This is a genomic window from Streptomyces sp. XY006, assembly GCF_002237655.1.
GTDB classification, from domain to species: domain Bacteria; phylum Actinomycetota; class Actinomycetes; order Streptomycetales; family Streptomycetaceae; genus Streptomyces; species Streptomyces levis.
The window spans coordinates 180,948-207,843 of sequence record NZ_NOKT01000015.1 but is presented as its reverse complement, the minus strand read 5'-3'; the positions used below and the strand labels follow the sequence as shown (position 1 = coordinate 207,843).

General features: G+C 74.0%; 28 protein-coding genes, 2 tRNA genes and 1 other RNA gene. 19 read left to right on the top strand and 12 right to left on the bottom strand.

Annotated features, from left to right (window positions below; translation table 11 throughout):
* A partial coding sequence (locus tag CHR28_RS19505; protein WP_143655861.1) for a DNA polymerase III subunit gamma and tau occupies window positions 1-1,700 on the bottom strand: 1,700 nt, incomplete at its 3' end.
* Window positions 1,701-1,748: 48 nt separating this feature from the next.
* An RNA gene (gene ffs, locus CHR28_RS19500) (signal recognition particle sRNA small type) lies at window positions 1,749-1,843 on the bottom strand.
* A 73-nt stretch (window positions 1,844-1,916) separates the two neighbouring features.
* Between ffs and CHR28_RS19495 the strand changes: the two genes are divergently transcribed.
* The 3 genes from CHR28_RS19495 to CHR28_RS19485 all read left to right on the top strand — a co-directional run bounded on the left by CHR28_RS19495 (window position 1,917) and on the right by CHR28_RS19485 (window position 2,635).
* A tRNA-Ser gene (locus CHR28_RS19495) sits at window positions 1,917-2,004 on the top strand.
* A 107-nt stretch (window positions 2,005-2,111) separates the two neighbouring features.
* Window positions 2,112-2,333, top strand: a complete 222-nt coding sequence (locus CHR28_RS19490) for a hypothetical protein (RefSeq protein ID WP_094054923.1) — start codon at window positions 2,112-2,114, stop codon at window positions 2,331-2,333.
* Between the two features lie 140 nt (window positions 2,334-2,473).
* Window positions 2,474-2,635, top strand: coding sequence for a hypothetical protein (locus tag CHR28_RS19485; RefSeq protein WP_256984305.1), 162 nt, complete (start codon window positions 2,474-2,476; stop codon window positions 2,633-2,635).
* Window positions 2,636-2,710: 75 nt separating this feature from the next.
* On the opposite strand, the gene CHR28_RS19480 is transcribed toward CHR28_RS19485, so the two are convergent.
* From CHR28_RS19480 to CHR28_RS19465, 4 genes are all read right to left on the bottom strand, one after another.
* Window positions 2,711-4,333, bottom strand: coding sequence for an ABC transporter substrate-binding protein (locus CHR28_RS19480; RefSeq protein WP_094054921.1), 1,623 nt, complete (start codon window positions 4,331-4,333; stop codon window positions 2,711-2,713).
* A gap of 4 nt (window positions 4,334-4,337) precedes the next feature.
* Complete coding sequence (locus CHR28_RS19475; protein ID WP_094054920.1) at window positions 4,338-6,551, bottom strand: hypothetical protein; 2,214 nt, start codon at window positions 6,549-6,551, stop codon at window positions 4,338-4,340.
* A 130-nt stretch (window positions 6,552-6,681) separates the two neighbouring features.
* Window positions 6,682-7,149 carry an MSMEG_6728 family protein gene (locus CHR28_RS19470; protein WP_094054919.1) on the bottom strand — a complete coding sequence of 156 codons (468 nt, stop codon included), beginning with the start codon at window positions 7,147-7,149 and terminating at the stop codon, window positions 6,682-6,684.
* Between the two features lie 133 nt (window positions 7,150-7,282).
* The gene (locus CHR28_RS19465) at window positions 7,283-9,799 is read right to left on the bottom strand and encodes a SpoIIE family protein phosphatase (RefSeq protein ID WP_094054918.1); all 2,517 of its coding nucleotides are present in this window, start codon (window positions 9,797-9,799) and stop codon (window positions 7,283-7,285) included.
* 169 nt (window positions 9,800-9,968) lie between these two features.
* Between CHR28_RS19465 and CHR28_RS19460 the strand changes: the two genes are divergently transcribed.
* The gene (locus CHR28_RS19460; protein ID WP_094054936.1) at window positions 9,969-10,940 is read left to right on the top strand and encodes a DUF72 domain-containing protein; all 972 of its coding nucleotides are present in this window, start codon (window positions 9,969-9,971) and stop codon (window positions 10,938-10,940) included.
* On the opposite strand, the gene CHR28_RS38805 is transcribed toward CHR28_RS19460, so the two are convergent.
* The 4 genes from CHR28_RS38805 to CHR28_RS19440 form a co-directional block, all read right to left on the bottom strand.
* A complete protein-coding gene (locus CHR28_RS38805) occupies window positions 10,840-13,047 on the bottom strand; it encodes a copper resistance protein CopC (RefSeq protein ID WP_441351037.1) in 2,208 nt (735 codons plus the stop codon). The genes CHR28_RS19460 and CHR28_RS38805 overlap by 101 nt on opposite strands.
* Before the next feature lie 214 nt (window positions 13,048-13,261).
* Window positions 13,262-13,741: a cupin domain-containing protein gene (locus CHR28_RS19450; RefSeq protein ID WP_094054917.1), complete on the bottom strand. Its 480-nt coding sequence runs from the start codon at window positions 13,739-13,741 to the stop codon at window positions 13,262-13,264.
* Entirely contained in the window at window positions 13,738-14,346 is a 609-nt protein-coding gene (locus tag CHR28_RS19445; RefSeq protein WP_094054916.1) for a GNAT family N-acetyltransferase, read from the bottom strand. The genes CHR28_RS19450 and CHR28_RS19445 overlap by 4 nt, the downstream gene beginning before the upstream one ends.
* Window positions 14,339-16,444: a penicillin acylase family protein gene (locus CHR28_RS19440; protein WP_094054915.1), complete on the bottom strand. Its 2,106-nt coding sequence runs from the start codon at window positions 16,442-16,444 to the stop codon at window positions 14,339-14,341. The genes CHR28_RS19445 and CHR28_RS19440 overlap by 8 nt, the downstream gene beginning before the upstream one ends.
* An 83-nt stretch (window positions 16,445-16,527) precedes the next feature.
* Here CHR28_RS19440 and CHR28_RS19435 point away from each other — a divergent pair, with 83 nt between their 5' ends.
* From CHR28_RS19435 to CHR28_RS19415, 6 genes are all read left to right on the top strand, one after another.
* Window positions 16,528-17,247: a siderophore-interacting protein gene (locus CHR28_RS19435; protein WP_094054914.1), complete on the top strand. Its 720-nt coding sequence runs from the start codon at window positions 16,528-16,530 to the stop codon at window positions 17,245-17,247.
* 47 nt (window positions 17,248-17,294) lie between these two features.
* Entirely contained in the window at window positions 17,295-17,888 is a 594-nt protein-coding gene (locus tag CHR28_RS19430; protein ID WP_094054913.1) for an HhH-GPD-type base excision DNA repair protein, read from the top strand.
* Between the two features lie 401 nt (window positions 17,889-18,289).
* Window positions 18,290-18,628 (top strand): hypothetical protein, encoded by a 339-nt coding sequence (locus CHR28_RS19425; RefSeq protein WP_256984304.1) that lies wholly within the window; start codon window positions 18,290-18,292, stop codon window positions 18,626-18,628.
* A 72-nt stretch (window positions 18,629-18,700) separates the two neighbouring features.
* Window positions 18,701-18,835, top strand: coding sequence for a hypothetical protein (locus CHR28_RS38410; RefSeq protein WP_256984303.1), 135 nt, complete (start codon window positions 18,701-18,703; stop codon window positions 18,833-18,835).
* Window positions 18,836-19,112: 277 nt separating this feature from the next.
* Window positions 19,113-19,409, top strand: coding sequence for a type II toxin-antitoxin system VapB family antitoxin (locus CHR28_RS19420; RefSeq protein ID WP_004943146.1), 297 nt, complete (start codon window positions 19,113-19,115; stop codon window positions 19,407-19,409).
* Between the two features lie 121 nt (window positions 19,410-19,530).
* Window positions 19,531-20,148, top strand: a complete 618-nt coding sequence (locus CHR28_RS19415) for a LytR C-terminal domain-containing protein (RefSeq protein WP_094054912.1) — start codon at window positions 19,531-19,533, stop codon at window positions 20,146-20,148.
* A 102-nt stretch (window positions 20,149-20,250) separates the two neighbouring features.
* Here the strand turns inward: CHR28_RS19415 and upp are convergent, their stop codons facing one another.
* Window positions 20,251-20,886 (bottom strand): uracil phosphoribosyltransferase, encoded by a 636-nt coding sequence (upp, locus tag CHR28_RS19410; protein ID WP_094054911.1) that lies wholly within the window; start codon window positions 20,884-20,886, stop codon window positions 20,251-20,253.
* A 132-nt stretch (window positions 20,887-21,018) separates the two neighbouring features.
* On the opposite strand from upp, the gene CHR28_RS19405 reads away from it, so the two are divergent.
* The 8 genes from CHR28_RS19405 to CHR28_RS19370 all read left to right on the top strand — a co-directional run bounded on the left by CHR28_RS19405 (window position 21,019) and on the right by CHR28_RS19370 (window position 25,623).
* Window positions 21,019-21,288, top strand: a complete 270-nt coding sequence (locus CHR28_RS19405; RefSeq protein WP_094054934.1) for a hypothetical protein — start codon at window positions 21,019-21,021, stop codon at window positions 21,286-21,288.
* A 276-nt stretch (window positions 21,289-21,564) separates the two neighbouring features.
* A complete protein-coding gene (locus tag CHR28_RS19400; RefSeq protein ID WP_094054910.1) occupies window positions 21,565-22,101 on the top strand; it encodes a tRNA adenosine deaminase-associated protein in 537 nt (178 codons plus the stop codon).
* A 56-nt stretch (window positions 22,102-22,157) separates the two neighbouring features.
* Window positions 22,158-22,589, top strand: a complete 432-nt coding sequence (gene tadA / locus CHR28_RS19395; RefSeq protein WP_094054909.1) for a tRNA adenosine(34) deaminase TadA — start codon at window positions 22,158-22,160, stop codon at window positions 22,587-22,589.
* A gap of 133 nt (window positions 22,590-22,722) precedes the next feature.
* Window positions 22,723-22,807, top strand: a tRNA-Ser gene (locus CHR28_RS19390).
* Window positions 22,808-22,923: 116 nt separating this feature from the next.
* Window positions 22,924-23,100, top strand: a complete 177-nt coding sequence (locus CHR28_RS19385; RefSeq protein ID WP_094054908.1) for a hypothetical protein — start codon at window positions 22,924-22,926, stop codon at window positions 23,098-23,100.
* Window positions 23,100-23,393, top strand: a complete 294-nt coding sequence (locus tag CHR28_RS19380; RefSeq protein WP_094054907.1) for a Dabb family protein — start codon at window positions 23,100-23,102, stop codon at window positions 23,391-23,393. The genes CHR28_RS19385 and CHR28_RS19380 overlap by 1 nt, the downstream gene beginning before the upstream one ends.
* A 198-nt stretch (window positions 23,394-23,591) precedes the next feature.
* Window positions 23,592-24,449 carry an RNA polymerase sigma factor SigF gene (locus tag CHR28_RS19375; protein WP_094054906.1) on the top strand — a complete coding sequence of 286 codons (858 nt, stop codon included), beginning with the start codon at window positions 23,592-23,594 and terminating at the stop codon, window positions 24,447-24,449.
* Between the two features lie 268 nt (window positions 24,450-24,717).
* Window positions 24,718-25,623: an RNA polymerase sigma factor SigF gene (locus CHR28_RS19370; protein WP_094054905.1), complete on the top strand. Its 906-nt coding sequence runs from the start codon at window positions 24,718-24,720 to the stop codon at window positions 25,621-25,623.
* A 370-nt stretch (window positions 25,624-25,993) separates the two neighbouring features.
* Here CHR28_RS19370 and CHR28_RS19365 read toward each other — a convergent pair whose 3' ends face one another.
* The gene (locus tag CHR28_RS19365; protein WP_094054904.1) at window positions 25,994-26,188 is read right to left on the bottom strand and encodes a hypothetical protein; all 195 of its coding nucleotides are present in this window, start codon (window positions 26,186-26,188) and stop codon (window positions 25,994-25,996) included.
* Window positions 26,189-26,403: 215 nt separating this feature from the next.
* Between CHR28_RS19365 and CHR28_RS19360 the strand changes: the two genes are divergently transcribed.
* The gene (locus tag CHR28_RS19360) at window positions 26,404-26,892 is read left to right on the top strand and encodes a MarR family winged helix-turn-helix transcriptional regulator (RefSeq protein ID WP_094054903.1); all 489 of its coding nucleotides are present in this window, start codon (window positions 26,404-26,406) and stop codon (window positions 26,890-26,892) included.
* Window positions 26,893-26,896 lie beyond the last annotated feature (4 nt).

The following is a 26,896-nucleotide window of genomic DNA, read 5'->3' as shown; positions in this document are numbered from 1 at the left end:
CGGCCGCTGCCCGCGGACGCGGCGGTGGGCCAGGCGCCGGGGGCCGGGGCGGCAGCGGCCGGCGTCTGCGTCTGCGTGGTCTGGGGTGCGTGCGGTGGCTGGGCGGGCGTCTCGGCGGGGGGCGTGGGCGCGCCGGGGGTGTGCCCGGCGGGCGCGCCGGGTCCCTGCGGTGGTGTGCCGGGGGCCGCTGCCGAGGGGCTCGCCGTCGCGGGGGCGGGCCCTGCGGCGGGCGCCATGCCGCTGCCGGTGCCGCCACCGGCGGGACCACCGGGGCCACCACCGGGACTACCGGAAGCGCCAGGACCACCGGGAACACCGGGAGCGCCAACGCCACCGGAAGCACCGGGGCCCGGACCACTGGGAGCGCCCGCCGGGCCGGGGGCTCCGGATCCGCGCACCGCCGCCCGGGCCGCGGCCGGGCCCCCGCCCGGGGGCACCGGAGCGTGCGCGGCGGGCGCGCCGCCGGGCATCTCCTGATGGCCTTCCGGCGACGGCACGTACCCCATGGCGGGCATCGCGGCCGGGCCCGCCGCGGAGAAGTTCACCCCGCGCTCGATCCGGTCCAGGCGGGCCATCACGGAACGCTCGTCGCCGTAGGCGGCGGGGAGCAGGACGCGGGCACAGATCAGTTCCAGCTGGAGGCGGGGCGAGTGGGCGCCGCGCATCTCGGTCAGGCCCTCGTTGACGAGGTCGGCGGCGCGGCTCAGCTCGGCGGGGCCGAAGGTGCCGGCCTGGGCCTGCATGCGCTCCAGGACATCGGCGGGGGCGTCGATGAGCCCCTTCTCCACGGCGTCGGGAACGGCGGCCAGGATCACCAGGTCACGCAGCCGCTCCAGCAGGTCGGCGACGAACCGGCGCGGGTCGTTCCCGCCCTCGATCACACGGTCGACCACCTCGAAGGCCGCGGCCCCGTCGCCGGTCGCGAAGGCCTCGACGACCGAGTCGAGGAGCGAGCCCTCGGTGTAGCCGAGCAGGGCGGTGGCCATGGTGTATGTCACACCGTCCGCGGCGGCGCCGGCGAGCAGCTGGTCCATCACGGACATCGAGTCACGCACGGAACCGCCGCCGGCGCGCACGACGAGCGGGAGCACCCCGTCCTCGACCGGGATGTCCTCCTTCCGGCACACCTCGGCCAGGTACTCCCGGAGGGTGCCGGGCGGGACCAGGCGGAAGGGGTAGTGGTGGGTGCGCGAGCGGATCGTGCCGATGACCTTCTCGGGCTCGGTCGTCGCGAAGATGAACTTGAGGTGCTCCGGGGGCTCCTCGACGACCTTCAGCAGGGCGTTGAAGCCGGCCGACGTGACCATGTGGGCCTCGTCGATGATGTAGATCTTGTACCGGCTGCGGGCCGGTCCGAAGAAGGCCTTCTCGCGCAGGTCACGGGCGTCGTCCACACCACCGTGGGAAGCGGCGTCGATCTCGATGACGTCGATGGAGCCGGGGCCGTTGCGCGCGAGGTCCTGGCAGGAATGGCATTCACCGCAGGGTGTGGGCGTGGGCCCCTGCTCGCAGTTCAGGCACCGGGCCAGGATGCGCGCGCTGGTCGTCTTGCCACAGCCGCGCGGCCCGCTGAACAGGTACGCGTGGTTGACCCGGTTGTTGCGCAGCGCCTGCTGCAACGGGTCGGTGACATGCTCCTGCCCGATGACCTCGGCGAAGGTCTCCGGGCGGTAGCGGCGGTACAGAGCGAGAGACGACACGCATACGAGGTTATAGGCGCCCACTGACATCGGGCCCCGCCCGGGAACGCAGACGCCCCCCACGCACCCGCCAGAGCCGACCTACCCTTGCTGCCTTCCGGCCCTGGGGGAGTTCAGTCAGATAGCGCCGCGTGAGGGGCTGCGCCAAGGCTACCTGATGTCCGGGCCGGGGAACGAGTTCGCGAGCACTCCTCTCGGTCATGTAATGTTTCCGGCGGAGGATTCGCCTAGAGGCCTAGGGCGCACGCTTGGAAAGCGTGTTGGGGGCAACCCCTCACGAGTTCGAATCTCGTATCCTCCGCCAGCCGAGAGGGCCGGACCGCGAAAAGCGGCCCGGCCCTCCGGCTTTCTCCGGCAATCGGTGCCGTACAGCAACCCCACGGACACCCGCCGAGGCGCATACTGGGCACGATGACTAAGCGTGCAGCACATAAACGTCACCTGCCTACGAGCCCCTTCAAGGCCCCCGTCGCGCCGGCTCCCAAGCACTTCGCCGTCGGGGACCAGGTCACCCATGACATGTACGGCCTCGGCCGGGTGGTCGGCGTGGAGGACGGGATCGCGGCGCTCGTGGACTTCGGTTCCGCGCAGATGCGGATCCTGAGCCCCTACGCCAAGATGACCAAGCTGTAGGACCACGTGCCGGGTCACGGCACGCGCGGGCCCGTGAGGGGCCCGCACCCACGAAAGAGAGACCTCTCATCGATTCGACATCGCTGTTCTCCGCTCCGGAAGGGCACACCGGCCGCTCCGCCGCGGCATCGCCGCCCCCGGTGATCGACCCCTTCCGCGCCCCCGACTTCGGGGAGGACGAGTTCTTCCCGGCCGACGGGGCAGAGGCGGCCGAGGTGACCGACGTCACCGAGCAGTCCGAACACCGCGAGCGCACGCGGCCCTCCGCGGGCAGGCGGGCACCGCGCCGCAGGGCGGCCTAGCCGCTCCCACGGCCCGGTCTCGCGCCGTCCCTTTCACGCCGTCCTTCTCACGCCGCCCTTCTCGCGGCGTCCCGCTCACGGCGTCCCGCTCGGGATCACGCAGTTCTTCGGCTGGGGGCGGCCCGTCGGCCAGCCCAGGCCCACGAACTTCAACGTGCCGCGGCCCTCGCGGCCCGGGTCCAGTTCGACGATCGCGGCCGGTTTGTCGTAGGCGTTTCCTCCGGTCGTCAGGCAGATCAGGCCGCTGGTGGCCTGGACGCGGTGGCGGGAGTGGAGGAGGGACCACTGGCGGCCGACGTCCTCGCGGGAGGGGACCGTCGTGTCGGGTGCGCCCTGCTGGGCCTGGTGCAGGGCCTTGCCGATGGTGAGGAGCCCGTCGTGCACGAGCATCGTGCGGGAGTCCTCCAGGTTCGGCGTGGAGCCGAGGGAGATGCCCTCGCGCCGGGTCGCGGTGATCCGGGCCCGCAGGGTGTCCAGGGCCGCCTTCGGTTCGGTGAGGTACTGGGGGAGCTCCTGGGGTTTCGGAGCGCGCCCGTGCCTGGCCCTCCAGTCCTTCGTCCAGGCCGCGAGTTCCGTGGTCCAGGCGTCGGGGTGGGCCGGGGCCGCGTACTGGACGGTGACCTTCGGCCGTCCGTCGTCGCCGCGCAGCGAGGCCCAGTCCCGTTCCGTCATGTCCTGGCGCAGCGAGGCCGCGTCCGAGCCGCTGACGATCGTGTAGTGGCGGCCCTCGCAGCCCACCTGGGCGAGCTTGAGGGCGAAGATGCGCAGGTGGAGGGTGCGGCCCGCGAAGTAGACCGTGTCGGCCTCGGAGTCGCAGATGTTGTTGGCCGTCTGCGTGAACTGGTTGCCGGTGGAGCCCGCCTCGTCGATGGCCGGGGACTCGAAGGACATCGCGGCGGGGCCGGCCGGGCCCTGCTCCTTGATCCGGCTGAACGCCCTGGCCAGGGACTCGTTGTAGCCGTCGGGGCGCTTGTCGTAGACCAGGACCGTGCGCAGGTTGCGGCGGCCCTGTCCGCCGTTGAAGTCGGCCAGGGCCCGGGCCGCGTCGTTGTTGGTGGGCAGGATGCGGGCCAGGCCCGGGAAGCGGAGTCTGGCCATGCCGTCCGCCCGGTCCTCGTTGGCGATGCGGTCGCCGCTGATCCGGGCGGCCAGCACCGGGACCTTGTGCGCGGTCAGGCGTTTCACGGCCGCCTCCGTGGCGGCGAGGCTCAGGTTGAAGCCGGTGACCGCGCGCAGCCGGTCCTCGGGGGAGGCGGCCATCCGCAGCAGGGTGTCGACGACCTTCGCCTGGTGCCCGTAGTCGCGTCCCGGGTTGGCCAGGACCAGCCGGATCTTCGGCGGTTCGCCCTCGCCGGAGTTGGCCTGCCGCTGCCCGAGGTAGGCGCCCTGCAGGTCGCTGCGCATCTGCCGGCGCAGGGCCTCGCGGCCGGACTGCAGGGGCAGCATCATCGCGACCGTGACGTGCGGCTGGTCCTCGATCCTGTCGTTCTCGCGGGCGACCGCGCGGGCCACGTCGGCGATCTCCGGGGTGCCGAAGTCGTAGCCCTCGCCGTTGACGCCGACGCACTCGCCGTCGATCCGCTCCACGCCGTCGGCGCAGGTGTCCGGCTTGCGGACCAGGGAGGTCGTGAGCGTGACGCCCGCGACGAGGACCAGCACCCCTAACAGCGAGTAGAGGATCTTCTTCCATCTCGGCATGCCGTCATCTCCTTCGCCGGAGCTGTTCGGTGCAGGTGCAGCGCAGCAGAGGCTGTTCGTTCTCGGCCAGGGCGCTCCAGTCCGCCGCGGTCCTGCTGAGCCGGCCGGCACCGTCGAAGTCCATGATCGAGAGGAGGTCCAGCAGCTTGGCCAGGGTGCGGGCGGTCTCCCTGCCGGTCGGGCGGGTGCGCTCCTCGCACAGCCACACCGCGTGCAGCAGCTGGTCGACCGTGCGGCGCAGCGGTGGGCCGTCCGCGGCGACCAGGCCCTGGGCGCGCTCGCGCCGGGCGTCGGCGCCGCCGGGGTACGGGGCCTGGGCGATCTCCAGGAGTTCGGCGCACCAGGCGCGGGGGCGGCCGGGGAGCGTGGCGGCGAGGTGACCGACGACGTCGTCGGCGCCGCCGGAGACCAGGTGGTGGTTCATCCGGTGGGCGGTCAGGGAGCGGAAGGCGGTGTCGCGCGGGGTGCCGTCGCCGGCCGTGTCGTCGCCCGGCAGGTCCTCGTCGCGGGTGCGCTGCTCCCCCGCCGCCCGCCGGGCGTAGTGGTCGCGCAGCAGGTGGTGGTCGGCGTACCAGGCGGCGCCGTCGGGGAGCAGGCCGTAGAGGCGGTGGACGAGGAGCTGGCGCAGGCCGAAGTCGCCGATGAAGTGGCGTTCGCAGGTGGGCCAGCCGGTGTCGGCCAGGAGCCGGGAGACGTGATGGGCGGTCAGGTGGTGCACGTGCCCGGCCTGGTGGTGGCGGAGCAGCACGTCCGCGCACTCGGTGTCGTGGGCGACCGACAGATGGGTGAGGAGGTCGAGCCAGTGGGCGTGGTGCTCGGCCGGGAGCCGGACGGGCAGCTGGTCCAGGATCAGTTCCCGTAACAGCACCTCGGCGACCGGGAGTTCGGCGTCGTCGCCGGGCAGGCGCAGGGGCGCGTCCAGGAGGTCCCGGTCGTTGGCGTCGGCCGGCATGCGGAACGCCGCCGCGGCCGCGGCCAGCCGGATCACCGTGTGCGGGCGGCCGCCGCTCAGCCGGGCCACGGCCGCGTCGATCCGGCGGCGGTTGACGCCGCCCTCCGGCTCGGCGTGCTGCTGTCTTCGTACCGTCTCCCGGCGCAGCTGGTCGCCGGTGAGCAGCGGCATCCGCAGCAGGAGCACGCCGTCCGCGAGCGGGGCCCGGTCGGCGCCCTCCTCCATGCGGCGGGTCCAGGCCGGCGGGGCGCCGTCGGCGGGCCGGTACTCGGCCGGGGGCGTGGTCGACCCGGGCGGCAGGCCGCCGTGCAGGAAGGCGCCGCCGTCGGCGCGACGGGCCGTGCCCACGACGACGACCCGGTCGCGCCGGCCGCCCCGGCGGTCGGTGAGCACCGCGCGCAGCAGCTGCTCGCCCAGCGGCGACTCGGCGTGGTCCAGCAGCAGGCCCGGGCGGCCGACCCGGCGCAGCCAGCCCGAGGGCGAGGCGTACGCGGCCTCCAGGTCCTCGCGCAGGGCCCGGAAGAGGAAGCTCTCCGCGACCTCCCGCGCCTCGCCGCCCGCCCGGAAGTCGGCGGCGAGGATGCGCAGCCCGATCCGGGGCTGGCCGGCCGCGCCGGGGTAGGCGCCGTAGACCCGCTCCAGCTCCGCCCTGCCCCGGGGGGCCGCGCGGTCGAAGACGGCGTCCAGCAGGGCGTTGCTCACGGCCGCCGAGTAGGGGTCGAACGCCTGCCCGTACAGGGTCGCCAGCAGGTTGCGGATGGTGCCGCGCAGCATGCCCCGCCAGAAGTCGCCGCCGCCCAGGCCCCGTACGCGGCGCCGCTGGGGCAGGTCCTCGTAGCGTTCGGCTTCCGTCGCGACCGCCTGGGGCGTGCCGTCCGCGACGCCGGTGGCGATCATGGCGAGGCCGGTGAACAGGCGCGGGAAGGCGAACGAGCCGCCCGTGCCCTGCCAGGTGCACAGCCGCCGGGCGACCTCGACCAGCGCCTCGGTCGCGGCCGAGCGGGCGCCGGGCTCCGGGCCGGCCCGGTCCTCGTACACCGGCGAGGCGCAGTCGAGGTGGATCACCGGCACCTTGGCGGCGAACCGGTCCCGTACGGCGCGCAGCAGCCGGCCCTTGCCCATGCCCGGGCCGCCGGTGAGCAGCACCACGGGCAGATCGGGACCGTACAGCGGCTCCCGTCCGGCACCCGAGGGCGCCCGCCCGAACAGCCTTGCGAAGAAGCCCTCGTCGGAGAGGAGCGTCTCGAAGCCCAGTTCCTCACACACGGTTCCCCCATGACGTCCCGCCCGCCCGAACCCGTGACCGCTGTGCCGGAAAAGATCCAGTGGAACACGGAACCGCCGGACCGACAACGGGTGCTGCACGGAAGGGAGTTGACCGGAGGGGTCGGTGCGCCTAGGCGGGGCGGTCGGAGGCGGGCCAGACGTACGGCAGGTCGTCCGGCACGCCGGGGAAGAGCGCCCCGTAGGTGTCCGGGTCCTTGCGCACGAGGGCCGAGCGGTGGCTGCGGTGGAAGGGACCGTCGCCGAGCCAGGGCGGCAGTTCGCCCTCGGCGGCCAGGTCGTGCTGGTCGCGGACCGGGGCGTGGGGGCGGGCGGTGGCGAGGTCGGCGACCAGGGTGGCCGCGCAGCTGTCCTGGTGGCCCTGCTCGCGCCAGACCCGGCAGATCTCCAGGCCGTAGCGGACCAGGGCCTCCTCGTAACCGGCCCACATCCGCACGGCCGGGTGCCGGCGCCAGCCGTAGCCCGGCACGATCAGGCCGCGCAGGACCTGCAGCGTCTCGACCCGCTGCTTGCCGAGCCGGCGGCGGTCCAGGGACAGGGCGGTCTCGCGGAAGTCGGGGTGGGGCAGGAAGGTCTGCATACCGTGGTCCGTCCCCTCACCGCGCCGGGCGCCGGCCGGTGCCGCGGCGCGGCCGGTCGTCCGCCGGGTCCGGGGGCGGGGCCTGGGTGCGGGCGGTCGGGCGGTCGGTGGGGGTGGTCATGGCCGTGGCTCCTCACGGGAGGGTCAGGGTCTGTTCCGCCCAGATGGTCTTGCCCGTGGCGCTCTGGCGGGTGCCCCAGCGCCCGGTCAGCTGGGCCACGAGGAGCAGGCCGCGGCCGCCCTCGTCGTGGCTGCGGGCGCGCCGCAGGTGGGGAGCGGTGTTGCCGCCGTCGGAGACCTCGCAGACGAGGGTGGTGTCGTGGATCAGGCGCAGCCGGACGGGCGGCTCGGCGTGGCGGATGGCGTTGGTGACCAGTTCGCTGACGACGAGCTCGGTGACGAAGACGGCGTCGGCCAGGCCCCACCGCTCCAGTTGCTCCACCACGTCCTTGCGGGTCCGGGCGACCGCCGACGGGTCGCAGGGCACCTCCCAGGTGGCGACCTGGTCGGCGTGGAGCGCGCGGGTGCGGGCGATGAGCAGGGCCACGTCGTCGCCCGGGCGCTGCGGCAGCAGCTCGGTGAGCACCCGGTCGCACAGGGCGTCCAGCGAGGGCGCCGGGCGGGCGAGGGCCTCCCGCAGGCCGAGGACACCGGCGTCGATGTCCCGCTCGCGGGTGGCGACCAGGCCGTTGGTGTAGAGGGCCAGCAGGCTGCCCTCGGGCAGTTCGACCTCGGTCGCCTCGTAGGGCAGGCCGCCGACGCCGAGTGGGGGCGCGGCCGGGAGGTCGACCAGGTCGACGGTGCCGTCGGGGCGCACCACGGCGGGCGGGGGGTGCCCGGCCCCGGCGAAGCAGCAGTGCCGGGAGACCGGGTCGTAGACGGCGTACAGGCAGGTGGCGCCCACGTCGGCGGAGGTCTCCGCGGCCTCGGCGGACCCGCCCCGCTCCCCGTCGCCCTCCTCCGTGTTCAGGCGGGCCACGAGATCGTCCAGGTGGGTCAGCAGCTCGTCGCAGGGCAGGTCGATGTCGGCCAGGGTGCGGACCGCCGTGCGCAGCCGGCCCATGGTCGCCGAGGCGTGCAGGCCGTGGCCGACGACGTCGCCGACGACCAGGGCCACCCGGGCCCCGGACAGGGGGATGACGTCGAACCAGTCCCCGCCCACGCCGGCCTGTCCGCCCGCCGGCAGATAGCGGGAGGCGACCTCGACCGCCGCCTGCCGGGGCAGCCGCTGGGGCAGCAGGCTGCGCTGGAGGGTGACGGCGGTGGCGCGCTCACGGGTGTAGCGGCGGGCGTTGTCGATGCTGACCGCGGCCCGGGCGGCCAGTTCCCCGGCCAGGACCAGGTCGTCGTGCTGGAAGGGGTCCGGGTTGCGGTACCGGACGAGGAAGGCGACGCCCAGGGTCGTCCCGCGGGCGGCCAGCGGCACGGTCAGCACCGAGTGGACGCCGAAGCCGCGGATCCGGGCGGCCCGGGCCGGATCGCGCGCGAACCACGCGATCAGGGCCGGGTCGGTCACCTCCTGCACGGTGGGCCGTCCCGTGCGCAGGCTCTCGAACGGCGCCGATCCGGCCGGGTAGGAGTCCACCTCGCCCGCCGCCACGACCGCCTCCGGCGCGCCCGGCGTGACGGACCGCAGCGCGACCCGCCGCAGACGCAGCGGCCCGTCGGCGGGCAGCGCCGGGACGGGCGGTTCGGGTACGTCGTCCAGCGCGGCCAGCAGATCGACGCTGACGAAGTCGGCCAGGGCCGGGACGGTCACGTCGGTGAGCTCCTGGGCCGTGCGCGTCACGTCGAGGGTGCTGCCGATGCGCCGCCCGGCCTCGGCGATCAGCTGCAGCCGCTTGCGGGCCCAGAACTGCTCGGTCATGTCGTGCGCGGACAGGCACACGCCCCGGATCGTGCCCTCCTGGTCGCGCAGCGCGGACAGGAAGACCGACCAGGCGTGCTCGTGGTCCTCGCCGGGGGCGCGCAGACAGTGCTCCTCGTACTGCGGCTCCCCGGTGCGCAGCACCCGGGCCATGCCGCGCTCCGCCTGCTCGCCGGCGGCGTGGTCGACGATCTCGCAGACGCGCAGCCCCCGCATCTCCTCCTCGGTGAGTGCCGTGGAGCGTTCCATGCCGGCGTTGGCCCGGCGCAGCCGCAGCCGGGTGTCGTAGATCGCCTGGGCGCAGCACGGGGACTGGGCGAAGCTCCAGCTCACCAGGGACTCGTCGAGGCCGGGCCGCGGGTCCGGGCCGGGCAGCGCGGAGACGATGAGCCAGGCCGGGGCGCCGTCGGCGGGCGTGCGGTGGTGGGCGAGGATCCGGACGGTCAGCTTGCGGCCGTCGCGGTGGCGCAGGGCGACGTCGCCGTTCCACCGGGGCAGCCCGGCGAGGGCCGGCATGCCGCCGCGCACCGGGATCGGCTCGGCCAGCAGGTCCGCGGCGCGACGGCCGGGCATCTGCTCCGCCGGGTGGCCGAGAAGCCGCTCGGCGCCCGCGTTCCAGCCGGTCACCCTGCCCTGTTCGTCGAGGGTGACGCGGGCGGTGAGGTCCGCGGCGACCAGGGCGTCGAGGGCGGCGGAGGCCTCGGGGGCTTCGGCGGCTCCGGGAACCTCGGGGGCTCCGCCGGGCGGCCGGCCGGCCCGGCCGACGGTGACGGGCTGCTCCATGTTCGGTCATCTCGCTCTCGCGGAGGCATCGGCGATGGCACCGCAATGGACAACACGGACAACTATGACCTGATTACCCCGATTCGAGTGCTTTCACCGTGCCGCCACCGGCCGGCGGCGGAGCCTGCCGGCGCCCGGCCCGGGTAACCGCGTCCCCATGGGCGAGATCCTGGGCGACATCCTGGTGGGCACGTGTTCCTGGACCGACCGGGCGCTGCTCGGCAGCGGCTGGTACCCGGCCGGGCGGCGGGACGCCGAGGGGCGGTTACGGCACTACGCCGAGCGGTTCCCGGTCGTCGAGGTCGACGCCTCCTACTACGCGCTGCCGAGCGAGCGGAACAGCGTGCTGTGGGCCGAGCGGACCCCGGACGGGTTCGTCTTCGACGTGAAGGCGTTCTCGCTGCTGACCGGGCACCCCACCCGGCAGGCGGTGATGCCGGACGGGCTGCCGGCCGAGCACCGGGACCCGGCCGTGCTGGACGCGGTCTGGGCGCGGTTCGCGGCCGGTGTCGAGCCGCTGCGGTGCGCCGGACGGCTCGGGAGCGTGCTGTTCCAGTTCCCCCCGTGGTTCCGGCCGGGCGAGCGGGCCGAGACGTTCCTCGCGCAGTGCGCGGAGCGGACCCGCGGCTGGCCCGTCGCCGTGGAGTTCCGGCATCCGTCCTGGTGGGAGCCGGGCCGGGCCGAGGCGACCGAGGCGCTGCTGGCCCGGCACGGCATGGCGGCGGTCGCCGTCGACATGACCCAGACCCTGCCGTCCTCCGTGCCGCCGGTGACCCCGGTGACCTCGCGGCGGCTGTCCGTCGTACGGTTCCACGGCCGCAGCACCGCCTGGGGCACCGGCAGCAAGGAGGACCGGTTCCGGCACGTGTACGGCGAGGACGAACTCGCCGAGTGGCTGCCCCGCGTGCGGCGGCTGGCCGAGCGGACCGAGCAGGTCCACGTCCTGTTCAACAACTGCTGCGGCGACGCCGCCGTACGGGCCGCCGAGACCATGACGCGGCTCCTCGGCGACGACGGGCCCGTGGCGGGGGCGCGGGTGCCTAGGGCACGATCCGCACCCGCTTCTCCTCCGTCACCTGGTCCACGTCCGACACCCGCACGGTCGTCTTCATCGTCCAGGTCCCGGCAAGCGGCAGATTGACGGCATTGGTCCCCCAGTAGCCGCCCTGGTCCTTCAGTTCGGCGTCGATCGGGCCGAGCTCGCGGGAGGGCAGGCTGAAGGTGACGCGGACCTCGGGGACGACGATCAGGCCGGTGTCGGAGCCGTAGACCACGGCCTGGACGCCGTTGTCGCCGACCCGGGCGGGGTCCAGGGTGACCTGGACCGTGCCGCGGCCGGTCACCCCGCCGGTGCCCGTGTCGAAGGGCACGGTGACCTGGGCGGTGGGCGGCAGCGCGCCCGCCGGGGCCTGCCGTGCCGCCTCGGCCTCGGCGCGGCCGGGGAGCGTGCCGGTCAGCACGGTCGTGATCGCCAGCACCACGGCGGCCACGGCGACCTCCACGAGCACGGAGCGGCGCAGGCCGCGCCGCCGCGCGTCGGGGTCCCCGGGCTCGCCGGAGGACGTGTCCGCGGCGCCGCCCTCGCCGCCCTCGCCGCCCGGTGCCGGGGCCCGGCCGGCCGGGCTCCCGGACCCCTCGGGTCCCGCACGGCCCGAGTCCGGACCTGCCGACGCCACATCTCGCGACTCCGTATCTCGCGACTCCGCGCCTCCCGGGCCGGCATCCGCCGCCTCGGTGGCCGCCGCCCCGGTGGCCGCCGTCTTGGTGGCCGCCGCCCCGGTGGCCGCCGTCTTGGTGGCCGCCGCCCCGGTGGCCGCCGTCTTGGTGGCCGCCGCCCCGGTGGCCGCCGTCCCGGTGGCCGCCGCCCCAGTGGCCGCCGTCTCGGTGGCCGCCGTCCCGGTGGCCGCCGCCCCAGTGGCCGCCGTCTCGGTGGCCGCCGCCCCAGTGGCCGCCGTCTCGGTGGCCGCCGCCCCGGTGGTCGCCGGGCCCGAGGCAACCGCGTGCGCGCCGACCGGCTGCGCGACCCGTACCGGTACGGCGGTCCGGGCGGGGGCCGCCGCTGCGGCGGTCCGGGCGGCGGGGGCCGTCGGGGCGGCGATCCGGGCCGTCCAGCGCCGGGCGTGGCCGGCCGCCAGCAGCAGGAGGGACACCGCCGCCAGCTTCGCGAGCAGGAGCCGTCCGTACGACGTGCCGGTCAGCGCGGACAGCGAGCCGAGGCCGCGCCAGGACTGGTAGAGGCCGGTGACCGCCAGGACGGCCACGGAGGTGAAGGCGACCCGGGAGAAGCGGGGCACGACCTCGGACAGTCCGTCGACGGACGCGCGGCGCAGGGTCAGCAGCAGCGCCACGAGTCCGCCGAGCCAGACGCCCGTGGCCAGCAGGTGCAGCACCGAGGACGCCATGGCCAGCGGCACCTGGATGCCGGCCGAGGCGTGCTCCGCCACCGCCCAGGTCAGGGCGAGGGCGACGGCCAGGGCGGTGCCGGAGGCCCGGACGGCGGGCCGGTGGTGGTCACGGCCGCGGGACAGCCGGACCAGGAAGGCCGCGATCAGCAGCAGGATCACCAGCCGCGCCAGCAGGGCCCGGCCCGGGCGGCTGGACAGGGTGCGGTCCAGGGCGGCGGTGTCGAAGGCCGCGAGGGGGCCGGCGCCGCTCTCGTAGGGGGCGCGCAGCAGGAGCAGGGCGGCCGTGGCGCCCAGCAGCGTCCACCAGGCGACGACCAGGGGCCGGCGCAGCGGGGCCGTGCCGTCCGGGCGGCACAGCGACACGAACGCGGCCGTGCCCACGAGCAGGGCGGCGGCGAGGTAGGCGAGGTAGCGGGCGAGGTCGTAGAGGCCGTCGGTGAGGGGGTCCTCCTCCGGGCCGGTGTCGACCTGGACCGTGGTCGCGGAGCGCTTGCCCACCGAGAAGGTGAAGGCGCCGGAGACCGGGTGGCTGTCGGCGGACACGACCCGCCACGCGACCGCGTAGGTGCCCTGCGCGAGCTTGCCGGTCAGGCGGATGCGGGCGGTGTCGGAACGGCCGTCGGCGTGCGTGGGCTCGCCGGTGCGGACCCGGCGCTGGTCGGGTCCGAAGACCCGGAAGGAGTCGTCGAGCAGCCCGACGGACTCGGTGAAGGTCAGGGTGAGGTGGCGGGGGGCGCGGGGGACGACCGATCCGTCCTCGGGGTCGGTACCGCGGAGGGCGGAGTGGGCCGGGGCGGGGGCGGCTCCGCCGAGGAGCAGTACCAGCACGGTGCCGAGCAGCACCAGGGCTCGGGCTCGCCGGGGGTGTCCGACATTGCGCTCCACGTGGGTCTCCGGGGTCGGGCTGTACGGCTCCTGGTCAGATACGGACGGGAAGCGTGCAGCGCTCAACGGCCCGGGCGGCGCTCAAGGGTCCCGTGCAGCGCTCGACGGCCCGGGCGTCCGTGGAGCGCTCGACGGGACGTGCGGCGCTCGACGGGTCCCCGGCCCGGGCGGTCTAGGCGGCGGGCCGGGACAGCGCGGTGATCGCGTCCGCTACCTCCGGATAGCCCACTGCCAGCTCCGGGCCGTCTCCGTGTTCGTAGCCCTCGAACGTGAAGCCCGGGGCCATCGTGCAGCCGAACAGGGTCCACGCGCCGCCGTGCCGGACCCTGCCGCCCATCCACGTGCCGGCCGGGACCGTGACCTGCACGTGCTGGTCCCGGAGCACCTCGGGCCCCAGGACCACCGTGCGCGCGCTTCCGTCCGGGGAGAGGAGCAGGAGCTCCAGGGGATCGCCCCCGTAGAAGTGCCAGATCTCGTCCGTGGGCAGACGGTGGAGGGCGGAGAAGTCGTCCGCCGTGAGGAGCGCGACGATCGCCGTGCCCTCCGGTCTGCCGTCGGGGCGTTCGGGTCCGGCCCAGGTCTGGCGGAACAGGCCGCCCTCGCTGGGGATCGGTTCGAGGCCGTAGTGCGCGATGAGCTCGTCGGGCGTCACGCGGGGAAGAGTATCTCCCGGTCCAGGAAGGCGAGCTGGGCCTTCTTCTCCGGCAGGTACACGTCCGGCAGGTCGACCTCGGGAAGGACGACGACCGGCCCGGCCGTGAAGCCCTGCCTGAGGAAGCGGGCGATCGCCTTCTCGTTGCGGACGTCCGGGTCGACCACCACCCGGCGGCGGTCCAGGCCCACCAGGACGTACGCGGCGACGACGGCGATCAGTCCGGCCGTCCAGCCGGGCCTGCCGCCGTCCGGCCCGGCGGGCGCGAGCAGCAGGTGGACGCCGATGTCGCCGGGCCGGACGGCGTAGCACTCGCCGACGCGGTCGGCCTCCGGCTCGTAGGTCTGCAGGAGCGCCACCGGCTCGCCCTCGCGCACGACGAGGAAGGCGTGGTGGGTGGGGAGCGTGTCCATGTGGGCGTAGATCTCGGCGACCTGACGTTCGGTGAGGCCGGTCATGCCCCAGAAGGAGGCCCGCTCCTCGCTCACCCAGCGGTGGATGACGCCGGCGTCGGCCTCGGCGTCCACGGGCAGGACGCGGACGGTGCCGAAGCCGTCGGTCACCTGCTCGTGGACGGCGGTGCGGGAGGCGTACGGGTCAGACATCGGTCTCCTTGGTCAGCTGGGCCCGGTCGGTGACGACCGGGACGAGGTCTCCCCCGAGCCACAGGGGGAGCTGGTCGCGGTGGTGGGCGGAGCCGGGGACACCCGAGGCGCCGAACGGCACCACCCAGCGGCTGTCCTCGCGCCGGGCCAGGTCCCAGACGTACCGGGCGGCCGGGCCGCGCGCGGCCAGGTCGGTCAGGCCCGGCACGCCCGAGGTGCACAGCACGCAGTCGTGGTCGCCGGACAGCCCCGGCTCGGCGTACGGCGTCTCCGGGTCCAGGGCGCGCCAGGGGGCGAGCCGGTGGGTGTCGCCCCAGACCCCGGCCGGCGGCCGCCCGGCCACCTCTTCCAGGGCCGCGCGGACGGCAGCGGGGCGGTCGATGCCGTACAGCTCCGGGGCGGTCAGCAGGTGTTCGAGGGCGAAGCCGACCCGCGGCAGGAGGGCGAGCCAGGGCTGGAAGACGTCCGGGTACGCCGGCGGGGTGGCGAGCGCGGCGAAGGCCGGTTCGGCCGCGAGCCGCCGTACGACCGCCGAGCGCACCTCCGCGTACCGGGCCGCGTCGGCGCTGCCGGCGTCCATGCGGCGGTCCCAGGCGAGGAGCCGGTCCCGCAGCGCGGCGGCCCCGGGCGTGAGGTCCGCCAGGGGGCGCAGGTGGTCCAGGAGGGCGGCCGCGGAGGCCAGGTGGGTGTCGGTGTGGATGGCCGGCATGTCGGCGGCGGACCAGCGCTCCCGGTCCGCGAGCAGCGCGGCGATGCGGTCGTGGCGGTGGGGCGGGGCGAACTCCACACCGAGCGGTGCGGCCGGTCCCCGCTGGTTGGCCATGACGGCGACACCGTCGGTGAGCCCGGCGCGGGGCGTCTCCTGCCGGCCGCGCCACTCGTGGCCGGGCTCCCAGGCGGGCACCAGGCGCAGCCGGTTGGCCTCGGCGCGCAGCGGCACGTACCCGGCGACGCGGTGCAGGACCCCGCCCTCGGTGTCGGCGGCCTGGACGACGTTGACCGGCTCGGCCCAGCGGTCGAAGGCCCGGTCCACGTCGGCGACCCGGCGGGCCCGCAGCAGGGGCAGCAGGGCGCTGAAGCCGAGGTCGCCGGTGACGCGGGGCGGGTAGCGCAGGCTGACGGCGACCGGGGGCAGGCCCGGGTCGGCGGTGCCGTCGGCCAGGCCCTCCGGCCCTCCGATCACCACCGGGCCGCGGCCGGTCTCGATCACCTCGACCTCGACCGGTTCCTCCCCCGCCACCTCGACGACCTCGGTGTGCCGGGCCGCCCGGCGCCAGACCCCGTCCGGGTCCAGCGCCTCGACCCCGGCACCCGTGCGCCGCAGCCGCTCCCGGTAGAGGTCCTGGTAGTCGGCCATGGCGTTGGTGATGGCCCAGGCGACCGTGCCGGTGTGCGCGAAGTGGGCGATGCCGGGGACGCCGGGGACGGCGAGGCCCACGACGTCGAACTCCGGGCAGGACAGGTGGATCTGCTGGTAGACGCCCGGGTCCTCGATCCAGCGGTGCGGGTCGCCGGCGATGACCGCCTGCCCGGTGACGGTCCGCTCGCCGCTCACCAGCCAGCCGTTGCTCCCGGAGGTGCCGGGCCCGTCGGTGGCGAACAGCCCGACGGCGTCCGCGCCGAGGTGCGTGACGACCTGCTCGCGCCAGAGCTTGGCCGGGAACCCGGCGAAGAGGATGTGCGTGGCGAGCCAGACGCCGAGCGGGGTCCAGGGGTGCCAGCGCCCGGGGGCGAGGCCGGTGCGCGCGAACTCGGGAGCGGCAGCCCGGGCCGATCCGTCGCCCTCGGCCAGCCCGGCGTTGACCCCGTCGACGTAGGCGCGCACCCAGTCGGCCGTCTCGGGGTCCCGTCTCTCCAGGTCCTCGAAGCAGTGTCTGGCCGTGTCGTCGAGTCTGGCGCGTCTGGCGAACCGGTCCCAGGCCAGGGCGCTCTCGCCGAGGAAGGACGCCGAGGTGCCCTGCGCCCGGTGGCGTTCGACCTCCAGTTGCCAGGCCCGGTCGCGGGCGGTGACCAGGCCCTGCGCGTGGGCGAGTGAGGCCGCGCTGTCCGCGCGCAGATGCGGAATGCCCCAGGCGTCACGGTAGATCTCGATCGCCACCCTGTACCCCCACCTTCCTTTAGGTTAGCCTTGCCTAAGTCATAGCTGTGTGGCCGGAATCGTACGCGAAGGGCTGAAACGCGATGGGGCAGGGGCGGGGTTGGGAGGGCGCGGTCCTCAAACTGCTGCGCGCGAAGGATTTCCGGTTCACGGTGACGGACACGGAGGACGTCACCCCGGACTACCGGCGGCTGCGCTTCACCGACGGCGGCCTGCTGGCGGCGACCGGCGTGCACCCCACCATGTGGGTCCGGCTCTGGTTCGACAACGCGGGCAAGCCGCACCAGCGCGCCTACACCCTCGTCGACCCGGACCCCGAGGCCGGGACCTTCGGCCTGGAGTTCGCCCTGCACGAGGGGTGCGCCAGCGACTGGGCCCGGGCGGCGAAGCCCGGCGACACCATCGAGGCGACCGTCCAGGGCACCGGCTTCGAACACCCGAGCCCCGCGCCCACGCACGTCTTCGCCGTCGGCGACCCGGCCTCGCTGCCGGCCATCAACTCCCTCCTGGACGCCCTGGGCACCGCCCCGGCGACCGTCTGGTTCGAGGGCGGCGACGACGACCTGCCGTTCCGCACCGACCCGGACCGCCACGAGCTGCGCAAGGTGCCCCGCCAGGACTCCGGCGCCCACCTCGTCGACCGCGTCAAGGCGGACCTGCCCGGACTGCTGGGCACGACCGCCGACCCGTACGTCTGGATCGCCTGCGACACGGCGACGACCCGGACGCTCGCCGCGTACGTCCGCAAGGAACTGGGCCTGCCCAAGCAGCGCGTGCACGCCCTCGGGTACTGGCGCCCCTGACCCGGGCTCCGGACGCGGCCGGGCCCGCCCCGGGGGATGATCGGGGCATGGACGTCACCCTGCACCTCGCCCAGGACCCCGAGGCGGACGCGCTGCTCGGCCGCAGTCCGCTCGCCGCGCTGACCGGCATGCTGCTGGACCAGCAGATCCCCATGGAGTGGGCGTTCAAGGGCCCGGCGACGATCGCCCAGCGGCTCGGCACGGACGACCTGGACGCGCACGAGATCGCCGCGCACGAGCCGGAGGCCTTCGCCGCGCTGCTCTCGCAGAAACCGGCCGTGCACCGCTACCCGGGCTCCATGGCCAAGCGCATCCAGCAGCTGTGCCAGTACCTCGTCGAGCACTACGACGGTGACGCCGAGGCCGTCTGGAAGGACGCCGGCACCGGCAAGGAGCTGCTGAAGCGGCTGGCGGAACTGCCGGGCTTCGGCAAGCAGAAGGCCCAGATCTTCCTCGCCCTGCTGGGCAAGCAGCTCGGGGTGCGCCCCGAGGGCTGGCGCGAGGCGGCCGGCTCCTACGGCGAGGAGAGGTCCTTCCGCTCGGTCGCCGACATCACCGGCCCCGAGTCGCTGGCCAAGGTGCGGGCGCACAAGCAGGAGATGAAGGCGGCGGCCAAGGCCGCGAAGGCCGCCCGCGCGTAGGACGCGTCCGCGAAGTCCCCGGGTCCGCCCGGAGGGCGGGCCCTGCGGCGTCGGGTGCGTGCCCTCCCGGCGTGCCGGACGCAGTCCGCGTACCCGGGCGTACCCGGGACTGTGTCCGGTGCGGCGGGAGTGCGTGCCAGGCGTCGCGGGGCAGGAGGGGCCTTGCGGACTCGGCCTGGCGTCATCCGCGTGGCCCGCTCCGGATGGCGGGCGTCCGCGGCCCGGTCCGAGCATGAAGCATGACCGAGCCACCGACCGGCGAGCCCCCGGGACCGGACCACACCCCCGGCGCACCGGGCCGCCGCACCCCCTGCGAACGGGCCATGTGCTCCCTACGCCGAGCGGGCGGAACTCCCGGTCCGCGCGATGAACGGCGCGCCCGCGGCGGGGAATGACCTCCCGTGCACCCCGCGGCGCAGCCGGTCTCCCGCGGCACCCGCCGGCACACATGGCCGCGGGTGCTCGTCCTGCTGCTCGCCCTGCTCGTGCCCGGCGCGCATGCCGCCGCCCACACGAGCCCGGCGGCCCTCGCCGCCGCGGAGAGCACGGCCGTCGAGTACGACGCCTTCGACACCGTCCTGCGCCCCGCCCCCCGCGGCGCCCGCCGCGCCGCCGTCCCGCCGCGCCCGGCCCCGCTCCCCGGCCCCGCGCCCGCGTGCATCGCACGGCGCCCCGCGCCCGTGCCGCCCAACCCCCCGCACGACCCTCGCCCCCTGCGTTCCGAGGTCCTGCGCTGCTGAGCGGACCGTCCACCGGTCCACCGGTCCCGCACGGGACCACCAGACGCAGCGACAAGGACGAGGAACACAGCCATGCTCCAAGACCCGTACGCGGTCCTGCGCGCCCTGCTGCGCGCGGAGGCCGCCCGCAGCGCCCCCAAGCCGGCCTCCCCGCCCGCCGAGCGCGAGCCGCAGCCCCCGGCCCCGAAGGACCGGCGCCGCGGCTGACCCGTCCGCGACGGCGGAGGCGGCCCGCGCGGCGCCTCCGCCGCCCAGGGGTCCACGTCACGGAACGGGGGCCCCGACCCCTTTCGGGGGAATCAGGCGCGCGGCCCGGGTGACCGCCTCCCGGAAAAACGGCCCTGACCTGCCGCCCACGACACGGGGCCGAGTCCGGCATATGCGTGCCCCTGAGGCGGTTCGTACCGCCTTGTGGGGCTTTTTTCGACGTCGTACTCCGTCGCCATGGCTGCGCCCGGAAGGTCTTGACCGGTAGGCTTTCCGTGTGATCTTCAAGCGCATCGGAAACGGCCGGCCGTACCCCGACCACGGCCGGGAAAGCACCCGGCAGTGGGCGGACGTGGCGCCGCGCCCGGTCCGCCTCGATCAGCTCGTGACGACGAAGCAGCAGCTCGACCTGGAGACCCTCCTCGCCGAGGACTCGACGTTCTACGGCGACCTCTTCGCGCACGTCGTGAAGTGGCAGGGCGACCTGTACCTGGAGGACGGCCTGCACCGCGCGGTGCGGGCGGCGCTCCAGCAGCGCCAGGTGCTGCACGCCCGCGTGCTCGAGCTCGACTGACCCCCGCCGGTCACGGGTTGACCCTTTCGGGTTCCGCTGGGCGACGTCGAATGATCATCTAGTAGGCATCGTCGCCCGGGCGCACTACGCTGCGCTCATGAGCATGCTGACTCCCCCCGGCATGGGCGGCAAATACCGCATCACGGGCAACAGGTATCCCCGGATGCGCCGGCCCAGGCGGCGCGGCAGGCTCGTCGCCGTGGGCATCGCCTCCGTCGTCGTGCTGGGCGTGGGCGGCTGGGGCACGTTGCAGCTCATCGACGTCTTCACCGGCGGCGGCAGAAAGGCTTCGGCGGCCGGCGGCACGGACTGCGCCCCCGCGACCAAGGCGAGCCCCTCGCCCAGCGCCAGGGCCCTGCCCGAGCCCCGCACGATCACGGTCAACGTCTTCAACGCCACCACGCGCAGCGGCCTGGCGAAGAAGACCGCCGACGAGCTGAAGAAGCGCGGCTTCAGGATCGGCGACGTGGGCAACGCGACCAAGGAGTACGACAAGAAGGTCAAGGGCACCGGCCTGCTCCTCGGCCCCGCGTCCGCCCTGGACACCGCGCTGCCGGTGCTCGGCACCCAGCTCCCCGGCGCCGAACGGCGCACCGAGGCGGCCCGCAAGGGCGCCGCCGTCGACCTCGTCATCGGGGACGCCTTCAAGGAACTGGCGAAAAAGCCGGACGCCGACCGGGCACTGACCAAGCTGGCCACGCCCGAGCCGGCGCCGACGACGAAGAAGAAGGGCTGCTGAACGGCTCTCCGAGCCCTTCAGCGGCCTTACGAGCCCCTAAGCGGCCTTCCGAGCCGGTGAGCGGAGCGGCTCCTGCGAGCCGCCCGGAGGGGCCGGGGGCTGTTACTCGGCCGCCCCGTACATCCGGTCGCCCGCGTCGCCGAGGCCGGGGACGATGTAGCCGTGCTCGTTCAGGTGCTCGTCGACCGAGGCGGTCACGACCGTCACCGGCGTCCCCGCCAGCTCGCGCTCCATGACCTCCACGCCCTCCGGCGCGGCCAGCAGGACCACGGCGGTGACGTCGTCGGCGCCGCGCCGGATGAGCTCCCGGATGGCCGCGACCAGCGTGCCGCCGGTGGCGAGCATCGGGTCGAGCACGTACACCTGACGGCCCGACAGGTCCTCCGGCATGCGCGTCGCGTACGTGGAGGCCTGCAGCGTCTCCTCGTTGCGGATCATGCCCATGAAGCCCACCTCGGCGGTCGGCAGCAGCCGCACCATGCCCTCCAGCATGCCCAGACCCGCGCGCAGGATCGGCACCACCAGCGGGCGCGGGTGGGAGAGCTTGACGCCCGTGGTCCGCGCGACCGGCGTCTGGATGTCGACCTGTTCGGTGCGCACGTCGCGCGTGGCCTCGTAGGCGAGCAGGGTGACCAGCTCGTCGGCGAGACGCCGGAAGGTCGCGGAGTCGGTGCGCTGGTCGCGCAGCGTGGTGAGCTTGTGGGCGACCAGGGGGTGGTCGACGACGTGGAGACGCATGTCCACAACAGTAACCGGGCCCGTCGGCCCCGGCCGCACGGCAAGTACGCCGCCCGGCCGTCACCCGTTCGCTGGCGTCAAACCGCTCGTCCGGGGGAATGTGGGAGAGACGGAGTGGGGGTGGTGAACCAGATGCCCGACCGGGAGACCCGACACGATCCGTCACCGCGCACATGGCCCGGGGCGGACCCGGAGAACGACCGCACGGCCGAACGGGCCGGGCCCGACGGAACAGCCGGACGGACCGGCGCGGACGAGTCCGACGCCGAGCGCCGCAGGCGCCGCGCCCGGTTCCTGCGCGACCTGGCCGAGGCCAGGGCCCTGCGCGACCGGGTCCAGCCGCGCCGCGCCAAGACGGCCCGGCTGCGGCACGCGATGCGCATGCGCACGTTCCGCTGGTAGGGAACGGGCGGGAGAACCGCCGGGGAAGATCACGAACCGCGCGGACGTTGTGGCGGGTGACCGTGCGTGGAGCAGGGCAAAGCCGCGTACGATCCGCAGGTGGCGGCAACGAGCGTGCGAGCGCGACTGCCGGACACAGGGAGCCGAAGACGTCCCCTGAACGCCTTGTTTCTGCCACGATTCCGAGTGGGTGGGGCTCGGACGAGCACTCCCCGCCCGTAACCTCCGCCGGGGGGACCCCCAACCGGCACGCCTAAGACCAGTGGGAGAGTCACGGTGTACTTCGCCGCACTGCTCGCGCGCACCGAAGACGGGTGGGAAGCGAGCGACACAGAGCTCGACGATGTGGAAACCCTGTCGGATCTGGCCGACCTGGCCCGTGAAGCCTCCCCCGACGAGGACACGGTGCTCGTGCTCATCGAGCAGGAGGACGCCTGGTTCGGCGTGGTCCGCGTGGACGGCGAGGAGGACCCTCGCATCTACGTCTCGGACGCCGCCGCCGCTGCCCGCAGCAGCTACGGCGAGATCCTGCTCACCGACGAACTGCTCGGCCGGGACCCGGACGACGGTGACGACCTGGACGCCCTCGACCTCGACGGCACCGAGGACGGCGAGTCGGACGACGAGGAGGCCGACGACGCCGACCCCGTGGCCGGCTCCGCCGAGTCCGTGCCGCACGGCCCGGTCGGCGACGCGCAGATCCTGGACGACCTCGGCGTGAGCGAGAAGGAGCTGCGCCTGATGTCGACGGACGCCGTCACCGAGATCGCCGAGTCCCTGGGCGCCTCGGAGACGCTGGAGACCGTCCGCTGACCGCTCGCACCACCCCGCAGCCCCCGGACCCGGTACGGGACCCCTGGCGGCCCGCGATGCGCCTCGCCCTGGACGAGGCCGCCGAGGCCGTCCGGGGCGGGGACGTCCCGGTCGGCGCCGTGGTCCTGGCCCCGGACGGCACGACCGTGCTCGCGGCCGGGCACAACGAACGCGAGGCCGGCGGCGACCCGACGGCCCACGCGGAGGTCCTCGCCCTGCGGCGGGCCGCCGCCGCCCTCGGCCGGTGGCGGCTCGCCGGCTGCACGCTCGTGGTGACCCTGGAGCCCTGCACGATGTGCGCGGGCGCCATCCAGCAGTCCCGCCTCGACCGGCTCGTCTACGGCGCCCGCGACGAGAAGGCCGGTGCGGCCGGCTCGCTCTGGGACCTCGTCCGCGACCGTCGCCTCAACCACCGGCCCGAGGTGATCGAGGGCGTGCTCGCCGAGGACTGCGCCGCCCTGCTCACCACGTTCTTCCGCGACCGCTGAGCGGCCGCCGGGGGTGGCCGGGGGGGGCGCCGGGCGTTCGTCGGTCGATCGCCGGGTGGTCGCCGGGTGGTCGCCGGGTGGTCGCCGTAAACCGATTTCGAAGCACGCGGCACCTTGCTGTAAGGTCTCCCTCGGTAGCGTGTCCGAGCGGCCGAAGGAGCTCGCCTCGAAAGCGAGTGTGGCGCAAGTCACCGAGGGTTCAAATCCCTCCGCTACCGCTTGAGAAGGGCCCCGTCGCGAGACGGGGCCCTTCGTGCGATCCGACCCTTCGTGTGATCGATCCTTCGTGCGATCATGTGCGCTGTTCGAAACACCAGGGACAGGGGAGGCCGCGATGGCGGTGAACGCGAAGAAGGTCGCCGTCTACGTCGTCGTGGTCTTCGCGCTGTACGTGATCATCACCGACCCCGCCAAGGCCGCCGACTACGTCCAGATAGGGTTCCAGGGCATCTCGGACGCCGCCCGGGCCCTGGGCGACTTCGCCACCTGGGTCGCCAACGGAGGAAAGTGATGATCCGCCACCTGGTCCTGTTCAAGCTCAACGAGGGCGTCCAGCGCGACGAGCCCCGGGTCGTGCAGGGCGTCGAGGCCTTCCGCGCCCTCGACGGCAAGATCCCCGAGCTCCGCTTCTGGGAGCTCGGCTGGAACGTCAGCGACCGCCCCATCGCGTACGACTTCGCCATCAACTCCGCCTTCGACGACGCAGAGGCACTGCGGCGGTACGTGGAGCACCCCGATCACCAGGCCGGCGTGGCGCTGTGGCGGGAGTTCGCCACGTGGGTGATCGCCGACTACGAGTTCTGAGTCCGGCCTCCGCCCGGCCTCCTCTTCACTTCCGGCCCCCTGTCGGTGAGACAGGGGGCTTCTGTGTGGCGTGAGTTCATTTATGCGCCATTCATCCCTCAACACGTAGTTATGGGGTGCTTGCACACAGTGCACATGTCTTGTGATGCTATGACCGCTTTTGATGGAAGAGTTGACGGATGAGTTGATGATGACGAGGTGGAGTTGACCGTGCTGGCCAGTACCGCACCTCAGGCACCCACCTCGGAAGCCGTCCCGGCCGCCCCGGCTGCCCCGGCGACTCCCCAGCGGAGCCGTGGCGCGGACACCCGCGCCCTGACACAGGTGCTCTTCGCCCAGCTGAAGGAGCTCCAGCCGGGCACGCCGGAACACGACCGCGTGCGCGGGGCGCTCATCGAGGCGAACCTGCCGCTCGTGCGCTACGCGGCCGCCCGGTTCCGCTCCCGCAACGAGCCGATGGAGGACGTCGTCCAGGTCGGCACCATCGGGCTCATCAACGCCATCGACCGGTTCGACCCGGACCGGGGCGTGCAGTTCCCGACGTTCGCGATGCCGACGGTCGTCGGCGAGATCAAGCGCTACTTCCGCGACAACGTCCGCACGGTCCACGTGCCGCGCCGGCTGCACGAGCTGTGGGTGCAGGTGAACAGCGCGACCGAGGACCTGACGACCGCGTTCGGGCGGACCCCGACGACCTCGGAGATCGCCGAGCGGCTGCGCATCACCGAGGACGAGGTGCTGTCCTGCATCGAGGCCGGGCGGTCGTACCACGCCACCTCCCTGGAGGCCGCGCAGGAGGGCGACGGGCTGCCGGGGCTGCTGGACCGGCTCGGCTACGAGGATCCCGCCCTGGACGGGGTGGAGCACCGCGACCTCGTACGGCATCTGCTCGTCCAGCTGCCCGAGCGGGAGCAGCGGATCCTGCTGCTGCGGTACTACAGCAATCTCACGCAGTCTCAGATCTCCGCGGAGCTCGGTGTCTCGCAGATGCACGTCTCGCGGCTACTGGCGCGTAGCTTCCAGCGATTGCGGTCTGCGAACCGGATCGACGCGTAACCGCAAACGCGAGCGAGAGGTCACCGGGGCGAGGGAATCGCTCATCAGGGCCGTTGCCGACAGTTGAGAGCCGAAAAGTCGTCAGACCCCTTGTTTGCAGGGCGGATTCGCGTCTCAGATGTCGACATGTCACTACAGCGTGTTGCCGACATGTGACATTCTGCGTGAAGCGCGTTTGCCGGGGCTTCGGCTCCGGTATTCAGGTGAAGGCTGCGTTCCTCAGACGGGAGCGTTCGCCGCGACCGTCCCGCGACCCAAAGGGGGTGGCATGTCCGCAGAACAGGGCAGCTCGAAGGTGCTCACGCTCGCGGAGAGCGACACAGCTCCCCATGCTCTCGACTCACTCGGCCCCATCGACGACGTTCCGGCCGAGCTCGCGACCGAGCCCGCGCCGGTGCTGCCGGCCACGGGGGCCATCGACACCCGCACCCTGTCCCGCTCCCTGTTCCTGCGGCTGGCCGCGCTCGGCGAGGACAGCCCCGAGCGTGCGTACGTCCGTGACACGCTCATCGAGCTCAACCTGCCGCTGGTGCGGTACGCGGCCGCGCGCTTCCGGTCGCGGAACGAGCCGATGGAGGACATCGTCCAGGTCGGCACGATCGGGCTGATCAAGGCGATCGACCGGTTCGACTGCGAACGGGGCGTGGAGTTCCCGACGTTCGCGATGCCGACGGTGGTCGGGGAGATCAAGCGGTTCTTCCGTGACACGTCCTGGTCGGTGCGGGTGCCGCGGCGGCTTCAGGAGCTGCGGCTGGCGCTGACCAAGGCCAGCGACGAGCTCTCGCAGAAGCTGGACCGGTCGCCGACGGTGACCGAACTGGCCGCGGTGCTCGGGGTGTCCGAGGAGGACGTGGTCGACGGGCTGGCGGTGGGGAACGCGTACACGGCGTCCTCGCTGGACTCGCCGGCGCCGGAGGACGACGGCGGCGAGGGGTCGCTGGCGGACCGGCTGGGGTACGAGGACACGGCGCTGGAGGGCGTGGAGTACCGGGAGTCCCTGAAGCCGCTGCTGGCGAAGCTGCCGCCGCGGGAACGGCGGATCATCATGCTGCGGTTCTTCGCGAACATGACGCAGTCGCAGATCGGCGAGGAGGTCGGCATCTCGCAGATGCACGTCTCCCGGCTGCTGACGCGGACGCTGGCGCAGCTGCGGGAAGGCCTGATCTCGGACTGAGCGCGGCGGCCTGAGCGACCGCGGGCGCACGTCGCCTGTCGCCCGGCCCGCGCCTGACGGTGGGGGTGGGTCGGGGCCGCGCCGGGGGGTGTCCGCCCTCGGAACGGCGCGATGGGGTGTCGTACCGACTCGCTGTCCGTCGACGCGCCAACCGCTGCGGGCGGACACCCCCCGACACGTCCCCTTCTCGCCGTATGCAGGTGCGGGTCCGCTTAGCTGCGGGCATGCGTGCCGCTGGGGCGATGGGGGTCCCCCTGCTCGAGCGAAGCCGAGAGCTTGGGGGAGGGTGGGCGCAGCGGCACCCCGCGCCGCCGGGTTGCGGACCCACCCGGCCTCGACTTCGGTGCCGCGTGCTTGAGAACCCGCCGTATCAGCCCAGCGCCAGCCAAGCCACCGCCGCGATGATCGCCACCGCGGCGATCACGCCGAGGATGAGGCCGATGCGCGGGCCGCCGGACGACGCAGCGGCCTGCCGCCCCTGCGGCGCCTCGTCGACGAACGCGCGGAACATCTGGGTGCTGCCGGCAGGGTCGTGATTGCCCTGGGGGGCCTGGTTGTTAGCCATGGCCCGAGACCCTAGCGAAAACGCCGGGGCTCCCCAAGTGGGGGTTGGCCTTCCGTTTGACCCCGTGCGCCCCGGAGCGCCAGGCTCGCCACCTGCACATTTACTCTCGCAATACTTGCCTTTGCCAAGTTTTGGTCCCGCGCCCCGCCTTTTTATTTGCCTGTAGCAACCAATGGCTTCTATGGTTGCCCTAAGCAACGAAAGCGGGAGGTGTCATGGCCGAGAGGGCGCAGTACGAAGAGCTGGTCCGCCAGTTCAGTGCCTTCGGCGCCGTCAAGCGGGAGCTCGGCCGGATCATGCCCGCCGAGTGCCCCGGCGGGTCGGCGGCCGTACTGACCCTGCTGGGCCGCCACGGCGACATGCGCATGAGCAAGCTCGCGGAGCTGCTCGCGGTGGACATGTCGGTCACCAGCCGCCATGTCGCGCACGTCGTGGACCGGGGCTGGATCGAACGCTCCCCCGACCCCGCGGACAAGCGCTCACGCATCCTGCGCCTGACCCCCGCGGGCCACGCCCAGCTCGACGAACTGTCCCGGCGGACCACCGAGGTCCTGGCCGAGCGGCTGAGCGACTGGACCGACGAGGAGGTCGGCCGGCTCACGGAGCTGATGGCGCGGCTGCGGGACAGCTTCGACTGCCGCCCCTCGGCCCGGGCGGCATCGCCCGCTTTCGAACGGACCACCCGTACACCCGCAAGCACGTAAGTAA